At 71.7% G+C, this 23,260-nt stretch carries 23 protein-coding genes; 10 read left to right on the top strand and 13 right to left on the bottom strand.

Going from position 1 to position 23,260, the window contains the following annotated elements; translation table 11 throughout:
- Window positions 1-15: 15 nt before the first annotated feature.
- The gene (locus tag AB0M39_RS26295; RefSeq protein ID WP_365368358.1) at window positions 16-993 is read right to left on the bottom strand and encodes a LysR family transcriptional regulator; all 978 of its coding nucleotides are present in this window, start codon (window positions 991-993) and stop codon (window positions 16-18) included.
- Window positions 994-1,220: 227 nt separating this feature from the next.
- On the opposite strand from AB0M39_RS26295, the gene snpA reads away from it, so the two are divergent.
- On the top strand, window positions 1,221-1,880 hold the full coding sequence (gene snpA / locus AB0M39_RS26300) for a snapalysin (RefSeq protein WP_365368359.1): 660 nt from the start codon (window positions 1,221-1,223) through the stop codon (window positions 1,878-1,880).
- A gap of 299 nt (window positions 1,881-2,179) precedes the next feature.
- A complete protein-coding gene (locus AB0M39_RS26305; protein WP_365368360.1) occupies window positions 2,180-2,644 on the top strand; it encodes a group II truncated hemoglobin in 465 nt (154 codons plus the stop codon).
- A 188-nt stretch (window positions 2,645-2,832) separates the two neighbouring features.
- Here AB0M39_RS26305 and AB0M39_RS26310 read toward each other — a convergent pair whose 3' ends face one another.
- The 5 genes from AB0M39_RS26310 to AB0M39_RS26330 all read right to left on the bottom strand — a co-directional run bounded on the left by AB0M39_RS26310 (window position 2,833) and on the right by AB0M39_RS26330 (window position 8,343).
- Window positions 2,833-3,291 (bottom strand): DUF6304 family protein, encoded by a 459-nt coding sequence (locus AB0M39_RS26310; protein ID WP_365368361.1) that lies wholly within the window; start codon window positions 3,289-3,291, stop codon window positions 2,833-2,835.
- Window positions 3,292-3,675: 384 nt separating this feature from the next.
- Window positions 3,676-4,257 (bottom strand): dihydrofolate reductase family protein, encoded by a 582-nt coding sequence (locus tag AB0M39_RS26315; RefSeq protein WP_365368362.1) that lies wholly within the window; start codon window positions 4,255-4,257, stop codon window positions 3,676-3,678.
- Window positions 4,258-4,390: 133 nt separating this feature from the next.
- A complete protein-coding gene (locus tag AB0M39_RS26320) occupies window positions 4,391-4,990 on the bottom strand; it encodes a GNAT family N-acetyltransferase (protein ID WP_365368363.1) in 600 nt (199 codons plus the stop codon).
- Between the two features lie 690 nt (window positions 4,991-5,680).
- The gene (locus tag AB0M39_RS26325; protein ID WP_365368364.1) at window positions 5,681-6,712 is read right to left on the bottom strand and encodes a family 2 encapsulin nanocompartment cargo protein polyprenyl transferase; all 1,032 of its coding nucleotides are present in this window, start codon (window positions 6,710-6,712) and stop codon (window positions 5,681-5,683) included.
- Window positions 6,713-6,918: 206 nt separating this feature from the next.
- Entirely contained in the window at window positions 6,919-8,343 is a 1,425-nt protein-coding gene (locus AB0M39_RS26330) for a family 2B encapsulin nanocompartment shell protein (protein WP_365368365.1), read from the bottom strand.
- A 262-nt stretch (window positions 8,344-8,605) separates the two neighbouring features.
- On the opposite strand from AB0M39_RS26330, the gene AB0M39_RS26335 reads away from it, so the two are divergent.
- Window positions 8,606-9,196, top strand: a complete 591-nt coding sequence (locus tag AB0M39_RS26335) for an N-acetylmuramoyl-L-alanine amidase (protein ID WP_365368366.1) — start codon at window positions 8,606-8,608, stop codon at window positions 9,194-9,196.
- Between the two features lie 23 nt (window positions 9,197-9,219).
- A complete protein-coding gene (locus tag AB0M39_RS26340; RefSeq protein WP_365368367.1) occupies window positions 9,220-10,149 on the top strand; it encodes a pyridoxal-phosphate dependent enzyme in 930 nt (309 codons plus the stop codon).
- A 32-nt stretch (window positions 10,150-10,181) separates the two neighbouring features.
- Here the strand turns inward: AB0M39_RS26340 and AB0M39_RS26345 are convergent, their stop codons facing one another.
- Complete coding sequence (locus tag AB0M39_RS26345) at window positions 10,182-11,774, bottom strand: Na+/H+ antiporter (protein WP_365368368.1); 1,593 nt, start codon at window positions 11,772-11,774, stop codon at window positions 10,182-10,184.
- 56 nt (window positions 11,775-11,830) lie between these two features.
- Between AB0M39_RS26345 and AB0M39_RS26350 the strand changes: the two genes are divergently transcribed.
- From AB0M39_RS26350 to AB0M39_RS26360, 3 genes are all read left to right on the top strand, one after another.
- Entirely contained in the window at window positions 11,831-12,091 is a 261-nt protein-coding gene (locus tag AB0M39_RS26350; RefSeq protein ID WP_365368369.1) for a UBP-type zinc finger domain-containing protein, read from the top strand.
- A 254-nt stretch (window positions 12,092-12,345) separates the two neighbouring features.
- Window positions 12,346-12,759, top strand: a complete 414-nt coding sequence (locus AB0M39_RS26355; protein WP_307661212.1) for an anti-sigma regulatory factor — start codon at window positions 12,346-12,348, stop codon at window positions 12,757-12,759.
- Complete coding sequence (locus AB0M39_RS26360) at window positions 12,756-13,742, top strand: RNA polymerase sigma factor SigF (RefSeq protein WP_365368370.1); 987 nt, start codon at window positions 12,756-12,758, stop codon at window positions 13,740-13,742. The genes AB0M39_RS26355 and AB0M39_RS26360 overlap by 4 nt, the downstream gene beginning before the upstream one ends.
- Window positions 13,743-13,960: 218 nt before the next feature.
- Here the strand turns inward: AB0M39_RS26360 and AB0M39_RS26365 are convergent, their stop codons facing one another.
- On the bottom strand, window positions 13,961-14,374 hold the full coding sequence (locus AB0M39_RS26365) for a hypothetical protein (RefSeq protein WP_365368371.1): 414 nt from the start codon (window positions 14,372-14,374) through the stop codon (window positions 13,961-13,963).
- A 106-nt stretch (window positions 14,375-14,480) separates the two neighbouring features.
- On the opposite strand from AB0M39_RS26365, the gene AB0M39_RS26370 reads away from it, so the two are divergent.
- The gene (locus AB0M39_RS26370; RefSeq protein ID WP_365368372.1) at window positions 14,481-15,449 is read left to right on the top strand and encodes a diacylglycerol kinase family protein; all 969 of its coding nucleotides are present in this window, start codon (window positions 14,481-14,483) and stop codon (window positions 15,447-15,449) included.
- A gap of 317 nt (window positions 15,450-15,766) precedes the next feature.
- Entirely contained in the window at window positions 15,767-16,024 is a 258-nt protein-coding gene (locus AB0M39_RS26375) for a WhiB family transcriptional regulator (protein WP_003953983.1), read from the top strand.
- Window positions 16,025-16,251: 227 nt separating this feature from the next.
- Here the strand turns inward: AB0M39_RS26375 and AB0M39_RS26380 are convergent, their stop codons facing one another.
- Both AB0M39_RS26380 and AB0M39_RS26385 read right to left on the bottom strand, forming a co-directional pair.
- The gene (locus AB0M39_RS26380; RefSeq protein ID WP_365368385.1) at window positions 16,252-17,724 is read right to left on the bottom strand and encodes a PAS domain-containing sensor histidine kinase; all 1,473 of its coding nucleotides are present in this window, start codon (window positions 17,722-17,724) and stop codon (window positions 16,252-16,254) included.
- A 381-nt stretch (window positions 17,725-18,105) separates the two neighbouring features.
- On the bottom strand, window positions 18,106-18,696 hold the full coding sequence (locus tag AB0M39_RS26385; protein WP_365368373.1) for a TetR/AcrR family transcriptional regulator: 591 nt from the start codon (window positions 18,694-18,696) through the stop codon (window positions 18,106-18,108).
- 82 nt (window positions 18,697-18,778) lie between these two features.
- On the opposite strand from AB0M39_RS26385, the gene AB0M39_RS26390 reads away from it, so the two are divergent.
- Complete coding sequence (locus AB0M39_RS26390; RefSeq protein ID WP_365368374.1) at window positions 18,779-19,537, top strand: SDR family oxidoreductase; 759 nt, start codon at window positions 18,779-18,781, stop codon at window positions 19,535-19,537.
- A 277-nt stretch (window positions 19,538-19,814) separates the two neighbouring features.
- Here AB0M39_RS26390 and AB0M39_RS26395 read toward each other — a convergent pair whose 3' ends face one another.
- The 3 genes from AB0M39_RS26395 to AB0M39_RS26405 form a co-directional block, all read right to left on the bottom strand.
- Window positions 19,815-21,356: a glycoside hydrolase family 3 protein gene (locus tag AB0M39_RS26395; RefSeq protein WP_365368375.1), complete on the bottom strand. Its 1,542-nt coding sequence runs from the start codon at window positions 21,354-21,356 to the stop codon at window positions 19,815-19,817.
- Between the two features lie 9 nt (window positions 21,357-21,365).
- Window positions 21,366-22,157, bottom strand: a complete 792-nt coding sequence (locus AB0M39_RS26400; protein ID WP_365368386.1) for a carbohydrate ABC transporter permease — start codon at window positions 22,155-22,157, stop codon at window positions 21,366-21,368.
- A gap of 101 nt (window positions 22,158-22,258) precedes the next feature.
- Entirely contained in the window at window positions 22,259-23,254 is a 996-nt protein-coding gene (locus AB0M39_RS26405) for a sugar ABC transporter permease (RefSeq protein ID WP_365368376.1), read from the bottom strand.
- Window positions 23,255-23,260: the final 6 nt, after the last annotated feature.

The raw sequence follows: 23,260 nt of genomic DNA on the forward strand, positions 1-23,260 counted from the left end.
GCCGGCCCGCAGGGCTCAGGCGGCCGGCGCGTGCACCAGCGGGCTCTTGTGCCTCATCAGCCACTGCCGGTACGCCACCTGGCGCAGCGCCGCCTCGCGGTAGGCCGCCTCCAGGGCCGCGTACACCGCCTCGTGCAGCTCGACGCACGCTGTACCGGCGCCCGTCCCCGGTCGTGAGAACAGCAGCAGCCGTACGCCCAGCGGGTCGCCGCGCAGCGGCCGGATCACCATGTCCTCCCGCGGCCCCGAGGTCGGCTGGCAGGGCGCGACGACCTCGCCGACCGCGATCAGCGAGGCGGCGGTGAGGTAGTCGCCGAGCAGGAGGGGCGGGTTGAGCCCGGCCGCGCCGAGCACCCGGCGCAGTCCGTCCCACTCGCCGTCGACCGTGGGGTCCACCATCCAGCGGTCCTCGGCCAGGTCGGCCAGCTCGACGACGGGGGCGGCAGCGGCCGGATGGTCGCGCGCCATGGAGACGAACTGCGGCTCGCGCTCGACGAGCACGCGCACGGACAGGCCGCCGGGCACCTGTAAGGGGCACCCCTCGACCTCGTGCACGAACGCGACGTCCAGCTGGCCCGAGGCCACCATCTTGAGCAGCGCGTTGGCTGAGACGTCCATGTGGAGCGAGATGTCGGTGCCGGGCAGCCGCTGCCGGAGCCGGCGCAGCCAGCCGGCGAGCGCGCGGCTGGCGGTGGACCCGACGCGCAGCCGGGGCCCGCCGGCCCGCCCCGCGGCCACCTTCGCCTCGACGACTAAGGAGGCCATGTCGGCCACGATCGGGCGGGCGCGGATGAGCACGGAGCGGCCGAGCGGGGTGGGCCGGCAGCCGGTGCGCTCACGGGAGAAGAGTTCCGCGCCCAGGGAGTTCTCGATACGGCGAAGCTGCGTCGTCAGAGCCGGCTGGCTCATGCCCAGCTGGCGGGCGGCTTTGTGCAGGCTGCCCGTGTCCGCGATGGCGCACAGCGCGCGGAGGTGCCTCACCTCGAGCTCCATGACCCGAGAGTAGAGCCGCACCAACTGTCACACCAGACACCTGAGTCAGGGCGCAGCGGAGGACGGAACAGGACAGCGGCGACGGCGTGGTGAAGGTAGGTCAACTGGCGTGTGGAGCAGGGGTGATGCTCTGGTGCTATCGCCAGTTGGCATCATTCCCGCGGGGGTCCGGCTGCCCGAAACTCGGCCCTACCGAACCCGTTCCACAGGACGAGTAGGAGCCCCCCATGCTTCACCCTAGATCGCTGCTCTCCGCCGCCCTCGGCCTCGGCGTCGCCGCCGCGCTGAGCGCCGTCCCCGCCACCGCCGACACCGCTGCCGCCAACTCCCCTGCGGCCGCAGCACCGTCGTCGTTCGCAGCCTACGAAGGGTCGACCGAGGACGCCAAGGCGACGAAGGCCTTCTTCGACGCCGTGGTGAGGTCAGTCGCCGAGCAGCGCGCAGCCAACCCCGGCGCCCGGGTCGTGACCGTCGTCTACAACGCCAGTCGCGCGCCCAGCTTCCGCAGCCAGATAGCCCAGAGCACGCAGATCTGGAACAGCTCGGTCAGCAACGTCAAACTGCGGGAAGGCTCGGCCGCGAACTTCACGTACCGCGAGGGCAACGACCCCCGCGGCTCGTACGCCAGCACCGACGGCCACGGCCGCGGCTACATCTTCCTCGACTACCGGCAGAACCAGATCTACAACTCCACCCGCGTCACCGCGCACGAGACGGGACATGTGCTGGGCCTGCCGGACCACTACTCCGGCCCGTGCAGCGAGCTGATGTCGGGCGGCGGCCCGGGCACGTCCTGCCAGAACGCCGTCCCGGACGCGCGGGAGCGCGCCCGGGTGAACTCCCTGTGGGCCAACGGCCTGGCGGCTGCCGTCGCCAAGGTCTCCTGACCCGAGGAGAGGAGCCCGAGCGCGGGCTCTGAGGCGAAGTGGGGCGTCCCGCCGACGGCGGGGCGCCCCTTCGCCGTCTCGGCCATGGCGGCGCGGTGTCACCCGGCCCCGACCGGCTCCCTTTTCCCAGTGGCGCGCGTCCCGCTTCCGGTAGCCCACGCCCCGCTTCCGCCGAGAGCAGAAGCCTTGGCCGGTCTGCCGCATGCGATGAATCCTGACCGGCGTACCCGAGCCAGGAGAGAGACCCTTGAGATGAACGACCTGTCCCGTACGCACGAGATCATGAGCAAGGTGTCGTCATGACCGGTCCCGACGGACGCCCCGAGACCCTCTACGAAGCCGTGGGCGGCGCGGACGCGCTGCAGCGGCTGAGCGACTCCTTCTACGAGGCCGTGCTCGCCGACGAGCTGCTCGCGCCGGTCTTCGCCGACTTCACCCCCACCCACATCGAGCATGTCGCCGTCTGGCTGGCCGAGGTCTTCGGCGGGCCCGCCCGCTTCACCGAGGAGCTGGGCGGCCACCAGGCTCTGCTCCGCGCCCACCTCGGCCTCGCCATCACCGAGGAGCAGAGGGTGCGCTGGGTCGAGCTGATGACCGCCGCGGTGGACAAGGAGCTGCCGGACGACGAGCTGCTGCGCAAGCGGGTGGTGGAGTACTTCGAGTGGGGTACGAAGATCGCCCGCCAGGTGTCGGCGGACCCGGTGGGCACGGACCTGGGCACCCCGGGGCCGACCCCGCGCTGGGGGTGGGACGGGGTGCGCTGAGCCCGCGCCCGCGGTGGTCGCGGCCGGGAGCGGGTTCTCGGCCGTGGCGGTCGCGGCCGGGAGCGGTTCGTGGCCGGGAGCGGGGGGGGCGTCCGCGGTCGTCGTGGCCGGGAGCGGGGGGCCGGGGTCGAGGGCCCTCCGCTCTGGAGCCTCCCCCGCGCCTCCCCGCACTCCCCCGGGCGCCCTCCTCAGGCGCCTGCCGGCACGCGGTGGCCCAGCGCCGTGCCGGGCGGCAGCAGACGCTGGATACGGCTCAGCGCGTCGCCGAAGTCGCCCCCGGCGACGCCGGATTCGTACGCCGTACCGCCGTAGTGCAGCGTCAGATTGAGGTCGGCCCGCTCGCGCGGTCCGCCCTGCTGCGGCTCGCCGAGCGTCAACAGGCAGCTGAGCGTGGCCTGTTGGAAGGATCCGTCCGCCGAGCGTACGGGCAACGGCATGTCCCACTCCAGTACGCAGGCGGCGAGCGGGCTGCCGCCGCCCACCGGCGCCAGGTCGGAGAAGCTCGCCCCTATGTACTCAACTCCCCTGATACGGGAGCGCACTTGGCCCCCGCCCGCGAGGCTTCCGCTCGCAGTGATGGCTACCGCTTCGGCGCCCCGCCGGTCGCGGTGCCAGCCAGCCCAGACTTCCGTCGACTCCGATGACATGCGCGGACTGTAGCGGTACGACCGGCTCCGCCCCACAGCCGGGATACCCCATCGAGTGGATCACGCTGTCCCGACCTCTGTGCCGGGCTCCTCACCAGGCTGTTCGACGGCCACCGCACCCCCTTCTCCGCCCTGTTTCTCGGCGCACTCGGAGCATGCGGAGTTATGGCACGGACCAGGCTCCCAGACGGGGACGAACGCCCCGAGCGTCTTACGTCGTTTGATGACCGCACCGACAGGCTGTCCGCAGGCCACGCACGTGTACTGGCCCTGCGGGCGGCGGACGGTCCGGCGTCCTTCGCTGCCCATACCCCCAGGATATGGCGGCGGGGACGCCTCGGACACCCCGGCGACCGCACCGTGGCGGCAGGCGCCGCCTCCCGCCTACCGCTTCCTGGTGTACGTGGTGACGACCACGCCGGCCTCGAAGGCGCGGACCGCGTCGAGCGCGAACTCGTCGGCGCGGAAGTCGCCGGCGAACATGGACATGCCGGACCCGACGACAACAGGGTAGGTCTTGACGACGATCTCGTCGACCTCGTCCCTCAGCTGGCCGGCGAGGTTCGCGCCGCCGCAGAGGTAGATGCCGAGGCCGTCCTCCTGCTTCAGCTCGCGAACCCTGGCCGCCAGGTCGCCGGAGACGATCTCGACGTTGGGGTCGGGCGACTCCTTGATGCTGTTGGAGGCGACGAGCTCGCGCAGATGGGCGTACGGGCTGGTCACGCCGATGGCCAGGGCCAGGTCATAGCTGTGCCGTCCCTGGATGATCGTGTCGAACTCGGTGTTCTCCGCCTCGTCGACGCCGAACGCCTGGCGAGCCATGGTCGGCAGGGTGTCCGCGCGCTCCGTCTTGAGGTACTCGAGGAAGTCGCCGGCCACGTACTGCATGGCGAACTCGGCGTCGCCGTTCGGGTCGCCGATGAAGCCGTCGATCGAGGCGGCGATGAGGTAGGTGAGCTTGCGCAAACCGATCCTTAGGGGTCGAGGGCTCTCCGACGGAGAACCACTCCGCACATAGTGCTCCAGATGTAGTGGTTACGCAAGCGCTTCCCGGCACGGGACACGCACGGGAAGCGGAAGGCCGCGTTCAAGGCCGCATTCAGGCGCGGGGCTCGCGCCACATCGGCCACATCGGCGGGCCGTCAGGCAGCCGCACGGGGTCGCCGGCGAAGGCGAAGCCGAGCCGTTCGTACAGCCGGCAGCTGCGGGCGCTGCTCGCCTCCAGATAGGCGGGGACGCCGTCGCGGTCGCAACGCCGCAGCACGGGAGCGATCAGCGCGGTCCCCAGGCCCTGGCCCTGGCGCTGCGGGGTGACCGCTATGAGCAGCAGGTAGGCGTGCGCCCGGTCATACGGATGGACGGCCCCGGCGAGCCGGCCGACCTGTTCGGGGCGGTCGTTGTCCGGACCCGCGATCCGGCGCATCCGGGCGACGGCCTCTGCGGCCCCGGGCGGCCCCCCGCCCGGCAGATCGAGCCAGAGCGCGGCGGCGGCCCCGCCCTCGACGACGTCGACCCGCCCTGCCGAGAGCGCGACGTCCAGGAACACCCCGAGGAACGGCCCGAGCGCCCTGCTGAAGTCGGCCGGGTCGGGAAAGATCCAGCGACTCACCGGATCGTCCACGAAGGCCTCCTCAAGGAGGCGGCCGAGCGCCGCTCGATCGCCCGCCGTCGCCTGTCGTATCCCCGCCGATAAGCCCACGCGCTCCGCCCTTCGCCATTCGTCCCGCCGGCCAACGTGCCTCCATGATTCCGGAGTTGACGCTTCCGGCTGCTAGGGAGGCGCTGGCTCGGCGAGTCGCCACCGGACGGGCGGGGGGTGCGTAGGCGCGGGGCGTACGGGGGGGTGGGGGTGTGCGGACGGGCGCGGGGTACGGCCCCCGGTCGGTGCGTGCGGTGCGTACGACCCCAAGTCAGCGGGCGCGCGGACCGGCCGGGTCAACGGGCGCGGCGCAAACGACCGGTCGACGCGGGTGGGCGCGGACAGCAGGTCAGCGGGCGCGGTCCGCACAGCCCTCCGGCCAGCAGGTGCACCGACCAGCCAGGTCAGCGCGTGCGGTGCGGACGGGCCACCGGTCGGCGCTTGCGGTGCGTACGACCGCGAGTCAGCGGGCGCGGCGCTTACCCGCCGATCGAGGCGGGCGGCGTGCGGACAGCCGGTCAGCGCGTCCGGCGCGTACAGCCCCGGCCAGCAGGCACGGTCCATACAGCCCCGGCCAGCAGGCGAGCGCACCCGCCGGGTCAGCGGGCGCGGTGCTTACCGCCGGTCAGCGCGGGCGGCGCCTGAGGCCCCCGGTCAACGGGCGCGATCCGTACAGCCCCCGACCAGCGGGGCGCGGCGCTTACGCGCCGATCGGACAGCCGGCCAGCGCGCGCCCTCCGTACACCCCCGTCAACGCCCGCGGCGCGTGACGAACTCCGCCAGTGCCAGCAGGTCTCCCGCCGCGGCCAGGTCCGGGACCGCGCGGGAGAGTTCGTGGACGGCTCGGGCCATTCGGTCGGCGGCCTGGAGCTGCGCCCAGTCGCGACCGCCCGCCCGGTCGACGGCCTCGGCGGCCCGGCGTACGGCCGACGCGTTCATCGGCCCGCGGTAGAGCTCGGCCAGTTCTGCCCCCGCCTCCGTCCCCGAGGCGAGGGCCGCGACGACGGGCAGGGACTTCTTGTGCGCCGCGAGGTCGGCGCCGGCGGGCTTGCCCGTGCGGTCAGGGTCGCCCCAGATCCCGATCAGGTCGTCGATGAGCTGGAAGGCGAGCCCGGCCTCGCGCCCGAAGGCGTCCATCGCCGCGGCCTCCTCCTCGCCCGCGCCCGCGTACAGCGCGCCGAGCGCACACGCGCAGCCGAGCAGCGCGCCCGTCTTGGCGGTCGCCATGCCCAGGCACTCCTCCAGGGACACCTCGTTCGGCGCGCGCTCCTCGAAGGCGCAGTCCGCCTGCTGGCCCGCGCACAGCTCGATCACACAGGCGGCGAGCCGGGCGGACGCGGCGGCGGCCGCCGGATGCCCGTCCTCGGCGAGCAGCCGGAGCGCGAGGGCGAGCAGGGCGTCTCCCGCGATGATGGCGTCCGGCGTTCCGAACACGGTCCAGGCGGTCGGCCGGTGCCTGCGGGTGGAGTCCTCGTCGATGACGTCGTCGTGGAGCAGGGTGAAGTTGTGCGCCAGCTCCACTGCGGCGGCGGCCCGGACGGCGTCGGCCGGCTCCCCGCCGAGCGCCCGCGCCGCGGCCAGCACGAGGGCGGGCCTGATGGCCTTCCCCGCCGCCCCGGCGGCCGGGGTCCCGTCGGCGTGCTCCCAGCCGAAGTGGTACATCGCCACACGCCGTATCGATCCGGGCAGGGACTCGATGGTCGTGCGCAGCTGCGGATTGACGACGCGACGGGTCCGCTCGAGCAACGCGAGGGCCTCACGGCCCTCGGCGATGTCCGCCATGGCCAACTGAACGGTCCTCTCTGGGGTTCGGGAGGGGCGAGGGGTCCGCCCGCACCGGGTGAGGGTGCGCCCTTCACCGGGCGGGGGACGAGCCGGCCTCGCGGACGGCGCCGCCGGGAGGGGCCGCGACGGGCGACCATGCGCTGACCGCGCTCCAGCCGCCTCGCCCCCGCCGCCTCGCCGCCGCGCCCCCGCTCTGCCGCCGGTCACCGCCAGCGGCTCACCTCCACGTTCTCCAGCACGCCCAGCGCGTCCGGCACCAGCACCGCCGCCGAGTAGTACGCCGTGACCAGGTACGAGATGATCGCCTGCTCGTCGATGCCCATGAAGCGCACGGACAGGCTGGGCTCGATCTCGTCGGGGATGCCGCTCTGCTGGAGGCCGATGACTCCCTGGTCCGCCTCGCCCGTACGCATGCAGATGATGGACGTGGTGTTGGAGTCGCTGACCGGGATCTTGTTGCACGGGAAGATCGGCACACCGCGCCACGCGGGCACGTGGTTGCCCGCGACCTCGACGCTCTGCGGGATCAGTCCGCGCTTGTTGCACTCGCGGCCGAAGGCGGCGATGGCCCGCGGGTGGGCGAGGAACAGCTTCGAGCCGCGCCGCCGCGACAGCAGCTCGTCCATGTCGTCGGGGCTGGGCACCCCGTCGTGCGGCTGGAGCCGCTGGCCGTAGTCGCAGTTGTTCAGCAGGCCGAACTCGCGGTTGTTGACCAGCTCGTGCTCCTGGCGCTCGCGGAGCGCCTCGACCGTCAGCCGCAGCTGCTGCTCGGTCTGGTTCATCGGCTGGTTGTAGAGGTCCGCGACCCGGCTGTGGACCTTCAGCACGGTCTGGGCCACGCTCAGTTCGTACTCGCGGGGGGCCGCGTCGTAGTCGACGTACGTGTGCGGGACGACCGCCTCGCCGACATGGCCGGCCGACAGGTCGATCGCCGCCTCGCCGTACTTGTTGGTGCGCTGCTGCGGCAGGGCCGCGAGCCCCGCGAGGTGCGTGCGCAGCGACTCGGCGCGGTCCGCGAGGTTCGTCACGTCGTCGCGGGACAGCACGAGGACCGTGCACCCGGTCGCCGCACGGGCGGTGTACTCCCAGGTGGCGTCCGCGTCGAGGAGCGCCTGGTCGCCGAAGTACGCGCCGTCCGCGAGGACGCCGAGGACCGCCTCGTCGCCGTACGGACCCGTGCCGATCTTCTCCACCCTGCCGTGCGCGAGGAGGTAGACCCGGTCCTGCGCGGAGCCGGCCTCGGCCAGCAGCGCGCCCGCCTCGAACTCCCGCTGCTCGCAGCGGTTCGCCAGCTCGCCCAGCGCTGCCTCGTCCGTGAACTCCCTGAGCGCTGGGAGCTCGGCGAGCTCGGCTGGGATGACCGCCACCCGGTCCCCGGTCTGCACGAAGGTCACGCGCCCGTCGCCCACCGAGTAGCTCAGGCGCCGGTTCACCCGGTAGGTGCCGCCCTGCACCTGCACCCACGGCAGCATGCGCAGCAGCCACCGTGAGGTGATCTCCTGCATCTGCGGGGCGGACTTGGTGGTCGTCGCCAGATTCCGCGCGGCGGCCGTACCAAGACTCTGCTGCTTCGCAGTCTGCTGCTCGCGGACTTCGTCGCCGACAGAGCCGACCGAACCAACCGACATAGGACTCCCTCTCGATCATGAACTGCACTGCAACTCATGAGCCTTCAGCACGCAGAGTCCTGACTCAATTACACAAATGGATGGGACTAGTTCGGCGTGGGCGGGGCACACGGCCGCATTCGCCTCGCCTCCGGCCGAGCGCCGACTGACCGAATCGGCTCGCTCGCCGTACGAACGGATGGTCGTTACCAGGGGAGTTCGGGTACAAGCCAAAAGACGCCGCATACCCCCACATCCCCCACGCACCATCAAGGAGACGACGATGTCCCCACCCATGTCCGCCAACGCCTTTCTCGACGCTCTGCGCGACGAGGGGCTGACGGTCGTCCAGGTCGGCGAATGGCGGACCCACAATCGCAACCACAAGGGCCCTTGGGGCCCCGTGCACGGCGTGATGATCCACCACACCGTCACCAAGGGAACCGCGAACACCGTCCGCATCTGCCGTGACGGCTATGCCGCCCTGCCGGGGCCCCTGTGCCACGGAGTCATCGCCAAGGACGGCACGGTCCATCTGGTCGGCTATGGACGCGCGAACCACGCCGGGCTCGGCGACGACGACGTCCTGCGCGCCGTCATCGCCGAGCGTGGCCTCCCGCCGGACAACGAGGCCAACACCGACGGAAACCGCCACTTCTACGGCTTCGAGTGCGAGAACCTCGGCGACGGACAGGACCCGTGGCCGGACGCGCAGCTGGAGGCCATCGAGAGAGCCGCGGCGGCCGTCTGCCGCCACCACGGCTGGAACGAGCGCTCGGTCATCGGCCATCTGGAGTGGCAGCCGGGGAAGATCGACCCCCGGGGCTTCACGATGAACTCGATGAGGGACCGCGTCCACGAGCGCCTGAAGTGACCGCCTGACCTGACAATGGGCAGGTGACCAGGGAAGCGCTCGACCCCACCGCCGCACTGCGGCCGCGGCTGCCGTCGCCGCTGCAGGAAGTGGAGGACGAGCGCTTCGCCCGGCACGGCGTACGTCTCGTGCTCAAGCGCGACGATCTGATCCACCCGGCGCTCCCCGGCAACAAGTGGCGCAAACTGGCCCCGAACCTCTCGGCCGCGGCGGGCCGCCCGGTGCTGACCTTCGGCGGCGCGTACTCCAACCATCTGCGCGCGACCGCGGCGGCGGGACGGCTGCTCGGCTTCCCGACGATCGGCGTCGTCCGCGGCGACGAGCTGGCCTCGCGGCCGCTGAACCCGTCCCTGGCCCAGTGCCGCGCCGACGGCATGGCGCTGGTGTTCGTGGACCGTACGACCTACCGGGCGAAGGACGACGCGCAGGTGCGGGCGGACCTCGTGCGGCGCGCCGAGAGCGAGGCCGCGGTGTCCGGGGAGGGGATCTACGTCGTCCCCGAAGGCGGCAGCAACGCCCTCGCCGCGCGCGGCTGCGTCGCCCTCGGCCACGAGCTCCACGAGGTCGCGGACGTCGTCGGCGTGGCCTGCGGAACCGGCGGGACGCTCGCGGGCCTGGCCGCCGGCCTCGCGCCCGGGCAGCGGGCGATCGGCTTCCCCGTCCTGAAGGGCGGATTCCTCGGCGAGGAGATACGCCGTCTCCAGCGGGAGGCCTTCGGCGGGCCGGCCGGCGACTGGTCCCTCGACGAGCGGTTCCACTTCGGCGGGTACGCCCGCACCACCGACGAGCTCGACGCCTTCGCCGAGGACTTCGAGGCCCGCCACGGCCTGCCCGTCGAGCGCCTCTATGTCGCCAAGATGCTCTATGGGCTCACGGAGCTCGCCGGCCAGGGCGCCTTCCCGTCCGGTGCCGCGGTCGCCGCCGTCGTCACCGGCCGGCCGCCCTCGCCATAGCCGCCGCGACCGCCGGCACCGGCAGCAGCCGGTCAGACCTCCTCGCGGTAGGCCGCCGCCTCCTCCAGGTCCAGCCGGCGCAGCAGCGTCCGCATCATCTCGTCGTCGATCCGCCGCTGGTCGCGCAGCTCCACGAAGACCTCGCGCTCGGCCTGGATCATCTCCCGCGACAGACGCCTATAGGTGTCGTCCGCGGACTCCCCGGTCACCTCGTTGACCGCCCCCAGCCGCTCCCACACGGCGTTCCTGCGGCGCTCCAGCACCGTCCGCAGACGGTCGGCCAGCGGCTGCGGCAGCGCGTTGCGCTCGTCGGCGAGCAGCTCGTCCAGCCGCTGCTCCGCAGCCCGCGACGCCTCGCTCTGGGCCTGTGCCTCGGCCAGCGTCTCGGCGTAGGCGTCCCGCTGCGGCAGCTTCAGCGCGCGGATCAGGGGCGGCAGGGTCAGCCCCTGCACCACGAGCGTTCCGATCACCGTCGTGAAGGTCAGGAAGAGGACGAGGTTCCGCGCCGGGAAGGCCTCGCCGTCGTCGAGGGTCAGCGGGATCGAGAAGGCGATCGCCAGGGACACCACGCCCCGCATCCCGGCCCAGCCGACGGTCAGCGGCGCGGTCCAGTCGACGGCGCCCTCGCGCGCCCTGACGCGCCCCCACAGCCGGGGCACGAAGGTCGCCGGGAAGACCCAGACGAACCGCATCGCGACGACGGCGACGAAGACCGCGACCGCGTACCAGAGCGCCTCGGCCACTCCATAGTCGCCGAGACCCTCCAGGACGAACGGAAGCTGCAGCCCGATGAGCGCGAAGACCGTCGACTCCAGGATGAAGGCGACCACCTTCCACACGGCCGCCTCCTGGAGCCTGGTCGCGAAGTCGACCTGCCAGGCGCGGTGGCCCAGGTAGAGGGCGACGACGACCACGGCGAGCACTCCGGACGCCTCGACCTGCTCGGCGGCCGCGTAGGCGACGAAGGGGATGAGCAGCGAGAGCGTGTTCTGCAGGAGGGACTCTTTGAGATGCGTGCGCAGCCAGTGGATGGGGACCATCAGGATCAGGCCGACGGCCACCCCGCCGATGGAGGCGAGCGCGAACTCGCCGATGCCGCCGGCCCAGCTCGCGCCCTCGCCGAGGACCGCGGCCAGCGCCACCTTGTACGCGGTGATCGCGGTCGCGTCGTTCACCAGGGACTCGCCTTGGAGGATCGTGGTGATCCGGTGCGGCAGTCCCAGCCGCCGGGCGATGGCGGTGGCCGCGACGGCGTCCGGCGGGGCGACCACCGCGCCCAGCACCAGCGCCGCCGGCAGCGGCAGATCCGGCACCAGTAGATAGGCGAGGTATCCAACGGCGACGGTCGCGAAGAGGACGTAGCCGACCGACAGCAGCGCGACGGGCCTGGCGTTCGCCCGCAGGTCCAGATACGAGCTGTCGAGCGCGGCGGTGTGCAGCAGCGGGGGCAGCACCAGCGGCAGCACGATATGCGGATCGAGGGTGTAGTCCGGCACGCCCGGCACATAGGCGCCGATCAGCCCGGCCGTGACGAGCAGCAGCGGCGCCGGCACGGGCGTCCGGCGGGCCGCGCCCGCGATCGCGGCGCTCGCAGCGATCAGCCCCACCAGTTGCAGTGCGTCCATTCCACCGACCTCACGTCCGGTCCCACGTCTGTCACCTGCGTCGTAACCTGGCAATCATGAGCGAGTGTGCGCACGTAGCAGAACTGCCGCGCCCCGAGCCGGCGCCCAGGAGCGAGACCTGCCCGGCCTGTCTGGCGGTCGGCGGCCATCCCGTGCAGCTGCGGCTCTGCCTGGTCTGCGGGGACGTGGGCTGCTGCGACTCCTCGCCGTTCCGCCACGCGAGCGAGCACTTCAAGGAGACGGGCCACGCGGTGATGAGGAGCTTCGAGGCGGACGAGACCTGGCGCTGGTGCTTCGTGGACGGTTCGATCGTCTGACGCGTGGGTACGTCAACCCTCCGCCGGATCCTCGTAATTGGGCGGCGCCGACCTCTAGCCACTGTGCGTGCTCATATGCTTACCATGAGTGACAGTCACCGACTGGGGGTCCCGGCGACAGGGCACCATGGATCGCGATAGCGTCGCCAGGCCAGTACCGGCTACGAATCCGGCTACGTACTGACTACGTACCGACGGCTGTGGGATCTTTCCTCCGCAGCCCCGAAAGAGCTTGTGCCACCTTGGAGGTGAGGGTGTCCCAGATCGCAGGCGAGCCCGGGACTCAGGACTTCGTGGAAGTCCGGCTGCCCGCTGCGGGCGCCTACCTGTCCGTGCTGCGTACCGCCACGGCAGGCTTGGCAGCACGCTTGGACTTCACCCTCGACGAGATCGAGGATCTGCGGATCGCGGTCGACGAGGCGTGCGCCATCCTGCTCCAGCAGGCCGTCCCCGGTTCCGTCCTCAGCTGCGTTTTCCGTCTGGTCGACGACTCACTCGAGGTCACGGTCTCGGCGCCGACCACCGACGGGCGGGCGCCGGAGCGCGACACCTTCGCCTGGACGGTGCTGTCGGCGCTGGCCGGCAAAGTCGACTCCACGGTCGCGGAGGACCGTACGGTCTCCATCAGCCTGTACAAACAGCGCGGCGCGGGACCCGGGCCGGCGTGAGCGACGGGAACGGGGGCGGTTCTGTGCGAGACGAGGAGCGCGGACCCGGGGCGCTGGGCGCGCCGGCCGGCATCCCGGAGCAGCAGGCGCGGCCGCACCCGGCAGTGGACGGACTTGACGGCCAGACGGCCGGGGCGGAGCAAGCGCAGGTTGGGGGTACCTCCCAGGCGAAGCTCTGGGGGAGGGCGGACCGGATGAGCGAGCACGTGCACGAGACGCAGCACGATCCACATGACCGCAGCGGGGCTCGGGCGATGTTCATCGAGCTGCGCACGCTGCCCGACGGCTCCCCGGAGCGGGCAGAGCTGCGCAACCAGCTGGTGCGGATGCACCTGCCGCTCGTCGAGCACCTGGCGCGCCGCTTCCGCAACCGCGGCGAGCCGCTGGACGACCTGACGCAGGTCGCGACGATCGGCCTGATCAAGTCGGTGGACCGGTTCGATCCGGACCGGGGCGTCGAGTTCTCGACGTATGCGACGCCGACGGTCGTCGGAGAGATCAAGCGTCACTTCCGCGACAAGGGCTGGGCGGTCCGGGTGCCGCGCCGGCTGCAGGAGCTGCGGCTCGCCCTGACCACGGCGACGGCGGAGCTCTCCCAGCAGCACGGACGCTCCCCCACGGTCCACGAGCTGGCGGAGCGGCTGGGCATCTCGGAGGAGGAGGTCCTGGAGGGCCTGGAGTCGGCCAACGCCTACTCCACGCTGTCCCTGGACGTCCCGGACACCGACGACGAGTCTCCGGCGGTGGCGGACACGCTGGGCGCGGAGGACGAGGCCCTGGAGGGCGTCGAGTACCGCGAGTCGCTGAAACCGCTGCTGGAGGACCTGCCGCCGCGCGAGAAGCGGATTCTGCTGCTGCGGTTCTTCGGCAACATGACGCAGTCGCAGATCGCGCAGGAGGTGGGCATCTCGCAGATGCACGTCTCCCGTCTGCTGGCGAGGACGCTGGCGCAGCTGCGGGAGAAGCTCCTGGTGGAGGAGTAGGCAGCCCCGTCCGCGGCGGCGTGGACGAGGACGCAGGTGTGAGCCACGAGCCCTGGACCGCGGTCGCGGTCCGGGGCTCAGCCATGTCCGCCGGCCCCGCGGCGGGCGGGCGGGCGCACGCGGCGGGCGAGCCTGACGAGACAGTCAGCACGTCGAGTCGCCTCGCCTGGCGCCGCCCGGCCGGCAGACGTCCGACCAAGATCCGTCGGAAGCGCGCCCTACGCGTCCCGCGCGGGGAGGCCGATGCCGAGCGCCTTCGTCGTCGCCGGGTTCACCAGCAGCACCAGACCCGTCACGGCCACGGCCGCCACCGCGATCCCGAGCGCGATCAAGGCGCCGTCCGTGCGCAGCAGCGTCCAGGCCGGGATCAGCGCCATCAGGTGCGTGATGATCGCCGGGCCGCGGCTCCAGGCGCGCATCCGCAGCAGACCGCGGGCCGCCGCGAGCGGGATCGCCCCGAGTGCGATGAGCGTCACTCCGCCCATCTCGGCCTGCGTCGGATTGTCGGGCCGGCCCAGCAGGCCCATCACGAGCATGTAGGCGCCGCCGACGACCAGTGCGAGGCCCTCCAGACCGGAGACCGCCGCTGCGGCGGTCAGGCGGGCAGGGCGCGGGGTCTGGTCATTGCTCACCCATGCAGGGTAGCCGCCGCGGCGACCCGCGGGCCGGGCCAGGGGCAGTCCTGGGGGCGAACCCCCGGGCTGGGCCAGGTACCCCTCAGTAGGTACGCTGCTGCGCATGCGCGCACTTCTTGTGGTCAATCCGGCAGCAACCACCACCAGTGCCCGCACCCGTGACGTGCTCATCCACGCGCTCGCCAGCGAGATGAAGCTGGAAGCCGTCACCACCGAGTACCGCGGGCACGCCCGCGACCTCGGCCGTCGGGCCGCGGAGTCCGACGACATAGAGCTCGTGGTCGCCCTCGGCGGCGACGGCACGGTCAACGAGGTGGTCAACGGGCTGCTGCACAACGGGCCCGATCCGGAGCGGCTCCCCCGCCTCGCGGTCGTCCCCGGCGGCTCGACCAATGTCTTCGCCCGTGCCCTCGGCCTCCCCAACGACGCCGTGGAGGCAACCGGCGCCATCCTCGACGCTCTCCGTGACCGGACCGAGCGCACGGTCGGCCTCGGGCTGGCCGCCGGAGCGCCGGGCACCGAGGACGAAGCGGTTCCGGCCCGCTGGTTCACCTTCTGCGCCGGGCTGGGCTTCGACGCGAGCGTGATCGGCCGCGTCGAACAGCAGAGGGAGCGCGGGAAGCGGTCGACGCACGCCCTCTACATGCGCCAGGTGGTACGCCAGTTCCTGGACGAGCCCCACCGCCGCCACGGCCCCATCACGCTGGAGCGCCCCGGCGAGGACCCGGTCACCGACCTCGTGCTGTCCATAGTCTGCAACACCTCGCCGTGGACCTTCCTGGGCAATCGCCCGGTGTACGCGTCCCCGCGGGCGTCCTTCGACACCGCCCTCGACGTGGTCGGACTGTCCAAGCTGTCGACGTCGGCCGTGGCGCGTTACGCGACCCAGCTGCTCACCTCGACGCCCGAGCGCGGACCTCGCGGCAAGCACGCCGTCACTCTCCATGACCTGACGGACTTCACCTTGCATTCCAAGGTTCCGCTCCCGTTCCAGATGGACGGTGACCACCTTGGGCTCCGCACGAGCGTGACGTTCACAGGCGTACGCCGTGCACTGCGTGTGATTGTGTGAGCGGAAGGACCGAAAGTCCTTTATCTCGAACGTATGGGCTGGCTTCCACCCCATAGAAGTACGGCTGTGACCTAGCCGACACCGAGGAATCAAAAAAAAGTTTCCGGAAGGGGTTGTATCCGCCGCCGAGGTTTGCGAATCTCTACATGGCGATCGGGACGGCCCGCAACATCGGCCCCACAGACCGCCAGAACCCCCTCAAAGAACCCAGGACCACACCAGGCAACTGGCAGTCGGCCCTTCCCTCGCGGGGGGATTCGTGAAAGCGTTCACATTCACAAGCAACCTGCATGTAATACCAAGGAGAGGTAGCAGCCATGGACTGGCGTCACAACGCCGTTTGCCGCGAGGAAGACCCCGAGCTCTTCTTCCCCATCGGCAACACTGGTCCTGCGCTGCTGCAGATCGAGGAAGCCAAGGCCGTCTGCCGTCGCTGCCCCGTCATGGAGCAGTGCCTGCAGTGGGCGCTTGAGTCCGGCCAGGACTCGGGCGTCTGGGGTGGCCTCAGCGAGGACGAGCGCCGCGCGATGAAGCGCCGCGCCGCTCGCAACCGGGCGCGCAACGCGAGCGCCTGACACCCTGCTACGAGCCTGATGCTTGGCGGCGCGTACAGAGAGTACGCACTCACCGCCCCCGAGCCGCAGCGCGCAGTACCCCGAATGCGCATCGCAACGTGAGCTTCGAGCCCCGGACCGTTACACACGGTCCGGGGCTCATCGCTTTTCCTGCCAGCCCGCAGGCCAGAGCGCGGCAAGCGTCAGGGCATCGGGCCGGACCTCAGGGCGTCGGCCCGGACCGGGCGCTACTTGCCGGCCTGGACCGGGACGTCGAGCACGACCCGGGTGCCGCGGCCCGGCTCGGCCACCGGCACCATGTCGAAGGATCCGCCCAACTCCCCCTCCACCAGGGTCCGTACGATCTGCAGCCCCAGGTTGCCCGCGCGCTGCGGGTCGAAGCCCTCGGGCAGTCCGCGCCCGTCGTCCTGGACCGTGATCAGCAGTCGGCTGTCGGCGCGCTGGTCCCCCCGTACGGCCGCGACCTCGACCGATCCCTGCTCGCCCGGGGCGAAGGCGTGCTCCAGGGCGTTCTGCAGCACCTCCGTCAGCACCATCGCGAGCGGGGTGGCGACCTCGGCGTCGAGGATGCCGAAGCGGCCCGTCCGGCGGCAGTTGACGCGGCCCGGCGAGATCTCGGAGACCATGGCGATCACCCGGTCGGCGATCTCGTCGAACTCGACGCGCTCGTCCAGATTCTGAGACAGCGTCTCGTGCACGATCGCGATCGATCCGACGCGCCGCACCGCCTCGTTGAGCGCCTCGCGGCCGCGCTCGGAGTCCATCCGGCGCGCCTGGAGCCGCAACAGGGCGGCGACGGTCTGGAGGTTGTTCTTCACCCGGTGGTGGATCTCCCGGATGGTCGCGTCCTTGGTGATCAATTCGCGCTCGCGGCGACGGAGTTCGGTGACGTCGCGCAGGAGTACGAGGGAGCCGATGCGGGTGCCCTTCGGCTTGAGCGGGATGGCGCGCAGCTGGATGACGCCGCCGTTGCCCTCGACCTCCGTCTCCCGGGGCGCGTATCCGCTGGCGAGCTTGACCAGGGCCTCGTCGACCGGGCCGCGGGAGGGCGCCAGCTCGGCTGTGGTCTGGCCGAGATGGTGCCCGACCAGGTCGGAGGCGAGGCCGAGACGGTGGTACGCGGAGAGGCTGTTCGGGCTCGCGTACTGCACGACTCCGTCCGCGTCGAGCCGGATCAGCCCGTCGCCGACGCGCGGGGAGGCGTCCATGTCGACCTGCTGGCCGGGGAAGGGGAAGGACCCGGCGGCGATCATCTGGGCGAGGTCGGAGGCGGACTGGAGGTAGGTGAGCTCCAGCCGCGAGGGCGTACGGACCGTGAGGAGGTTCGTGTTGCGGGCGATGACGCCCAGTACGCGGCCCTCGCGGCGCACGGGGATGGACTCGACCCGTACCGGGACCTCCTCGCGCCACTCGGGGTCGCCCTCGCGCACGATGCGGCCCTCGTCCAGGGCGGCGTCGAGCAGTGGACGGCGGCCGCGGGGAACGAGATGGCCGACCATGTCGTCCTGATAGGAGGTGGGACCGGTGTTGGGCCGCATCTGCGCGACCGACACATAGCGGGTCCCGTCGCGGGTGGGGACCCACAGCACGAGGTCGGCGAAGGAGAGGTCGGAGAGCAGCTGCCACTCCGAGACCAGCAGATGGAGCCACTCGAGGTCGGATTCGCTCAGGGCTGTGTGCTGGCGGACGAGGTCGTTCATGGAGGGCACAAGGCGAGCGTACCTGTGGCGTGAACCTGCGGAATGGGCCGCCCGTGGTGGAGGATGGACGGAGAACTATGCTCTGCACATGGATAGACAGTGCAGAATGGTCTAGTCCACAATGACTTGGTAAAGCCTCCGCCTTCCCCGCACAGGAGGGCGGATCGAGGTACCCGGCGCTCTCTGCCCTGACTGCGTCGAGACCTCATACACGGCCGTGGGACCGCACACCCTTCGGCCGGAGAAACTCCGGGCTGCGGTGCCGGACGGGCTGAGGGTCCCGTCAGGCGCCGCGGCCCGCGGGTGTCTCCGGGGGCGGAACGCGCGCCGAAGCGCCCGAGACCGGCTGCGCGGCCCGAGCGCCCGGGACGTCAGGGCCGGTCAGGGCCACGCCCGCATCGCCGTCTCCGCCACGGCCTCCAGCTCCTCCTTCGTCGCGCCGTCGCGCGCCTGCTGGGACATGCCCTGGAGCATCGCGCCGCTATAGCGGGCGAGAGCGGCGGCGTCCGCTGTGGCGGGCAGCGCGCCCGAGGCCACGTCCGCGCGGATCCGGCTCTCCAGCTCGGCGACGTTGGCGTTGCGGCGGTCGCGGAGGGCGGCTTCGACCTCGGGCGTCGTGCAGTTGACCGCGCCGCTGATCACGAGGCAGCCGCGGGGACGGGAGGGGTCGGTGTACTCCGCCGCCGCCTCGCGCAGCAGCCGCCCGACGCCGGCGCGGGCGGTCGGCTCCTCCTCGACCGCGCGGGAGGCGAAGGCGCCGTAGGTCGCCGCGTACGCCTCCACGACCTCGTCGAAGAGGGCCTTCTTGTCGCCGAAGGCGGCGTAGAGGCTGGGCGCGCCGATGCCCATCCGGCGGGTCAGGTCGGCCACGGAGGCGCCTTCGTAGCCGTGCTCCCAGAAGGCCATCGTCGCCTGCTCCAGAGCCGCCTCGCGGTCGAAGGAGCGGGGGCGGCCGCGCTGTTTCGTCGCCATGGAGAACATTTTATAGCGGGCGCTAGAGAACGTGTTACGGTTCTTTCTGTAGCGACCACTAGAGAAATAGGGGGGCGTAGCCATGCGCACGCTCAAGGGCAAGACGGCGCTGGTCACGGGCGGCAGCAGGGGGATCGGCCGGGGCATCGCGGAGCGGCTGGGCCGGGACGGGGCGCGGGTCGCGGTGCACTACGGGCGCAACGAGGCGGCGGCGAAGGACACGGTCGCCACGATCGAGGCGGCGGGCGGGTCGGCGTTCGCGCTCGGCCAGGAGCTGGGCGTCGAGGGCGACGCGGCGGCGCTGTGGGAGCAGTTCGACCGGCTGAGCGGCGCGGACGGCCTGGACATCCTGGTCAACAACGCGGGGATCGGCACGGCGGCGGGATTCGCGGAGATCGGGGAGGCGGAGTACGACCGGCTCTTCGCGGTCAACGCGAAGGCGCCCTTCTTCGTGACGCAGCTCGGAGTGGAGCGGCTGAGGGACGGCGGGCGCGTCGTCAACGTCTCGTCGGGCCTGTCGAAGGCGGCGATGATGCCGGAGCTGATCGCGTACGCGATGACGAAGGGGGCGCTGGACGTGTTCACCCGGAACCTGTCGAAGGTGCTCGGGCCGCGGGGCATCACGGTGAACGCGGTCGCCCCGGGAATCATCGACACGGACGTGAACGCGCAGTGGCTCCGCGCGAGCGAGGAGGCATGGGCGGGCGCGGCGGCGCTGTCGGCGCTGGGCAGGGTGGGCACGCCGGAGGACGTGGCGGACGTGGTGGCGTTCCTGGCGTCGGAGGACGGGCGCTGGGTGACGGGTCAGTGGGTGGACGCGACGGGCGGATCGCGGGCCTGAGGGGGCGCGGCTCGGGGCGGCCCGCTGCCCCGCCTCACGGGGGGGATGCGGGGGTGCTCAGCGATGCGCGGCGGCCCTGAGCCGGCGGCAAGCCCGACGCACAGCCGCCGAGAGCGCACCCCGAGCGCCGCCGGACTACGCCGGCGCCGCCAGGAGCGAGGCTCGAAGGCCCCGCCCCCGCCCGAAGGCCTCGGCCTCAGACATGCTGGGCGCCTCCCGGTGCGTACGAAAGCGAACGAGAGCGGACGGGAACGGACGAGAGCGGTGTCCGCGAGGGTCAGGCCCCGGCGGCCCCGCCGGTGACGACCTCCGCGGCGGCGCGTCCGCAGACGCGAGCCGCGCCATGGGTCGCGATGTGCAGGACTCCCCTGGGCGCCGCGCGGTTCAGCCCCATCTCGACCACGACCGTGTCGGGCCGGGCCGCGACCAGGGCGTCGAGGGCGTCCGCCATCCAGGGGTGGCGGTGAACGTCGCGTACGACAGCCACGATCCTGCGGTCGCCGGCCGCGGCCAGCACATGGCCGACCAGTGCGGCGGTATCGGACGTCTCGTCATAGGTGTCCGTCTCCGTGTCCGGCAGCAGCGCGCGCAGTTCCGCCGCCACTCCCCACGGCGTCTCGTGGCCCACCGCGATGTTCGCGACCGGAGTGAGCGCGGCGACGTAGGGCGCGCCGGTCACCGGTTCGTATGGGAGCTGGGACGCCGTGACCTTCACCGCGCGGCGCGCCGCGACCAGCCCGATCTCGGAGCCGGGCGCGGTCCCCTCCTGTGCCGCCGCGCCCGGCTCCGCGGCAGCCCCCCTGGCCCGCCGCGTCCAGTCGGCGAGGGCGCGCACCCGCGCCGCCGCGTCGGCCAGCCGCTCCTCGGGCAGTTCGCCGTCCCGTACGGCCGCCACCAGCGCGTCGCGCAGGCGCAGTACGGTCTCCTCGTCCGCCAGGCCGCCGCCGACGCAGATCGCGTCGGCGCCCGCCGCGATGGCGAGGACGGAGCCGCGCTCGATGCCGTACGTCGACGAGATGGCCTGCATCTCCATGCCGTCGGTGACGATCAGGCCCTGATAGCCCAGTTCCTCGCGCAGCAGACCGGTGAGGATCTGCGGGCTCAGCGTCGCCGGGCGGTTCGGGTCGAGCGCGGGAAGCAGGATATGCGCGCTCATCACCGCTTTGGAACCCGCCGCGACAGCCGCGCGGAAAGGCAGCAGCTCACGGGCGTGCAGCGTGTCGAGGTCCGCGTCGATGCGGGGCAGCGCGTGGTGCGAGTCGACGTTGGTGTCGCCGTGTCCGGGGAAGTGCTTGGTGCACGCGGCGACTCCGGCGGCCTGGAGGCCCTCGATGTACGCGACGGTGTGGCGGGCCGCGAGCGCGGTGTCCGCGCCGAAGGACCGTACGCCGATCACCGGGTTGTCCGGGTTGGAGTTGACGTCGGCGGACGGGGCCCAGTTGAGGTCGACCCCGCACTCGGCGAGCCGGCGGCCGAGCTCTCGGGCCACGGCTCGGGTGAGGTCCACGTCGTCGACCGACCCCAGGGCGTAGTTGCCGGGGAAGGACGAGCCGGACCTCACCTCGAGCCGGGTGACGTCCCCGCCCTCCTCGTCTATCGCGACGAGGACGTCGTCCCGCTCGGCCCGCAACTGCGCGGTGAGGGCCGCCAGCTGGCCGGCCGAGTCGATGTTGCGGCCGAACAGGCCGACCGCGCTGAGCCCTTCGCCGATCCGCCGCAGCAGCCACTCGGGCGCGGTGGTGCCGACGAACCCGGGCTGGAGGACGGCGAGGGCGTCGCGGGTGAGGGTGTTTGAGGAACCACGTACGAGAGTTGTCATGAGGCGGCGTTATCCCTTCACTGCGCCGGCCGTCAGTCCCGCGGCCATCTTGCGCTGGACGAGGAGGAAGAGGATCACGATGGGGACGGCCATCATCGTGGCGCCGGCCATCATCGGTGCGTATTCGGTGCCGTGCTTGGTGGTGAAGTTGCCGAGCCAGACGGTCGCGGTCTGGTTCTGCTGGCTCATCAGCATCAGCGCGTAGAGGTACTCGTTCCACGCCTGGATGAAGCCGTAGACGGAGGTGGCGACCATGCCGGGGGCGAGCAGCGGGAAGACGACCCGCACGAAGGCGCCGGTGCGCGTGCAGCCGTCGACCATCGCCGCCTCCTCCAGCTCCTTGGGGATGTTGACGATGAACCCGCGCAGCGTCCACACCGTGAAGGGGAGGATGAAGGTCAGATACGTGATGATCAAGCCGGTGAGCTTGTCGTACTGACCGAGGTCGTTCAGCAGCAGGAAGACCGGGATGATCATGGCGACCAGCGGGACCATCTGGACCGCGAGGATGCCGACGATCACGATCTTGCGGCCGCGGAAGGCGAACCGGGAGATGGCGAGCGCGGCCAGCATGCCGACGGCGATGCCGATGAGGACGACGACCAGCGACACGATCAGGCTGCGCCCGACCGGCCCCCAGAAGTCGGCGACGTCCAGGGCCCGGCGGAAGTTCTCCAGCGTGAAGACGCTGGGGAAGAAGTGCGGGTCGGGGTCGATCGCGTCCTTGGCCGGCTTGAACGCCGTGTTCAGCATCCAGTAGACGGGGAAGCCGGCGACGGCGAAGACGAGCAGGCCGAGCAGGTTCCAGCCGAGCCTGCCGCCGCGCGGGCGGCGGGCGGCCGGCGCCGCGGGGGCTGGGGTCGCGGGTGTCGAGGTCGCGCCCTTCGACGCGGTGACTGCGCTCACTCGACTTCTCCGATCTTGAGCATCTGGCGCATGTACACGGCGACCACGCCGAGCAGCAGGAGCACGGTGACCAAGGCGATGGCCGAGCCCGTTCCGTAGTCGTTGACGACGAACGCCTTGTCGTAGGAGTACGTGGTGAGCAGCTGGAACTCGGCCTCGGGGTGGCCGTTGCGCATCACGAAGACCTGCGGGAAGACGCCCATGTCCCAGATGACCGAGAGCGTGGTCAGCATGACGATGATGGGCTTGAGGATCGGCAGCGTGACGAAGCGGAAGACTCCCCACGCGCCGGCGCCGTCGAGCCGGGCGGCCTCCTCGAGCTCCTTGGGCACCTGGGTCAGTCCGGCGCTGAGCGTGATCACGACGAAGGGCACGGCGCCCCAGACCACCAGCAGGATGATGACCGCGAGCCCCTGCGGACCGCTGGCGAACCAGTTGTGGCCGATCATGTCGACGCCGGGGAGCCGGGAGAGCAGCCAGTTGAGGACGCCGTAGTCGGCGTCGAAGAGCCATTTGAAGATCGCGGTGGCCACGATGATGGGCATGCCCCAGCTCGCCACCAGCGCGATGTTGACCAGGGTCTTCACCCAGCCGGAGACGCGCTGGAGCAGCAGGGCTGTCAGCATGCCGATGACCATCGTGAGGACCACGGCGACGACGGCGAAGACCACGGTCCGCACCACGACGCCCCAGAACTCGGCGTCCCCGAGGATCTTGGCGAAGTTGTCGAAGCCGACGGACTCCGGGTCCTGAAAGCCCCACAGCTGGGGCTGCCCGAACTTCTGGAAGGAGAGGGCGACCAGCCGCACCAGCGGATAGCCGAGGACGAGGAGGAGGACGAGCAGACAGGGCGCCAGCAGCGCCCACGGCACTCCGGCCGCGCCGGCGCCCCGCTTCCTGCCCCCTCTGCCCGGGTCTGCGGCCGCGTTCGACGGCGGCGGCGTTCGCCGCGTCGGCGGCGCCTTGGCGGTGGTTGTCTCTGCGGCACTCATCCCGTG

It is taken from the genome of Streptomyces sp. NPDC051907 (assembly GCF_040681075.1).
GTDB lineage: Bacteria > Actinomycetota > Actinomycetes > Streptomycetales > Streptomycetaceae > Streptomyces.

Bases quoted from the DNA above. Each gene is read 5' to 3' on its own strand.
- AB0M39_RS26295 (WP_365368358.1), bottom strand. From the start codon at position 993: ATGGAGCTCGAGGTGAGGCACCTCCGCGCGCTGTGCGCCATCGCGGAC.
- snpA (WP_365368359.1), top strand. From the start codon at position 1,221: ATGCTTCACCCTAGATCGCTGCTCTCCGCCGCCCTCGGCCTCGGCGTC.
- AB0M39_RS26305 (WP_365368360.1), top strand. From the start codon at position 2,180: ATGACCGGTCCCGACGGACGCCCCGAGACCCTCTACGAAGCCGTGGGC.
- AB0M39_RS26310 (WP_365368361.1), bottom strand. From the start codon at position 3,291: ATGTCATCGGAGTCGACGGAAGTCTGGGCTGGCTGGCACCGCGACCGG.
- AB0M39_RS26325 (WP_365368364.1), bottom strand. From the start codon at position 6,712: ATGGCGGACATCGCCGAGGGCCGTGAGGCCCTCGCGTTGCTCGAGCGG.
- AB0M39_RS26330 (WP_365368365.1), bottom strand. From the start codon at position 8,343: ATGTCGGTTGGTTCGGTCGGCTCTGTCGGCGACGAAGTCCGCGAGCAG.
- AB0M39_RS26335 (WP_365368366.1), top strand. From the start codon at position 8,606: ATGTCCCCACCCATGTCCGCCAACGCCTTTCTCGACGCTCTGCGCGAC.
- AB0M39_RS26345 (WP_365368368.1), bottom strand. From the start codon at position 11,774: ATGGACGCACTGCAACTGGTGGGGCTGATCGCTGCGAGCGCCGCGATC.
- AB0M39_RS26350 (WP_365368369.1), top strand. From the start codon at position 11,831: ATGAGCGAGTGTGCGCACGTAGCAGAACTGCCGCGCCCCGAGCCGGCG.
- AB0M39_RS26370 (WP_365368372.1), top strand. From the start codon at position 14,481: ATGCGCGCACTTCTTGTGGTCAATCCGGCAGCAACCACCACCAGTGCC.
- AB0M39_RS26375 (WP_003953983.1), top strand. From the start codon at position 15,767: ATGGACTGGCGTCACAACGCCGTTTGCCGCGAGGAAGACCCCGAGCTC.
- AB0M39_RS26380 (WP_365368385.1), bottom strand. From the start codon at position 17,724: ATGAACGACCTCGTCCGCCAGCACACAGCCCTGAGCGAATCCGACCTC.
- AB0M39_RS26385 (WP_365368373.1), bottom strand. From the start codon at position 18,696: ATGGCGACGAAACAGCGCGGCCGCCCCCGCTCCTTCGACCGCGAGGCG.
- AB0M39_RS26390 (WP_365368374.1), top strand. From the start codon at position 18,779: ATGCGCACGCTCAAGGGCAAGACGGCGCTGGTCACGGGCGGCAGCAGG.
- AB0M39_RS26395 (WP_365368375.1), bottom strand. From the start codon at position 21,356: ATGACAACTCTCGTACGTGGTTCCTCAAACACCCTCACCCGCGACGCC.
- AB0M39_RS26405 (WP_365368376.1), bottom strand. From the start codon at position 23,254: ATGAGTGCCGCAGAGACAACCACCGCCAAGGCGCCGCCGACGCGGCGA.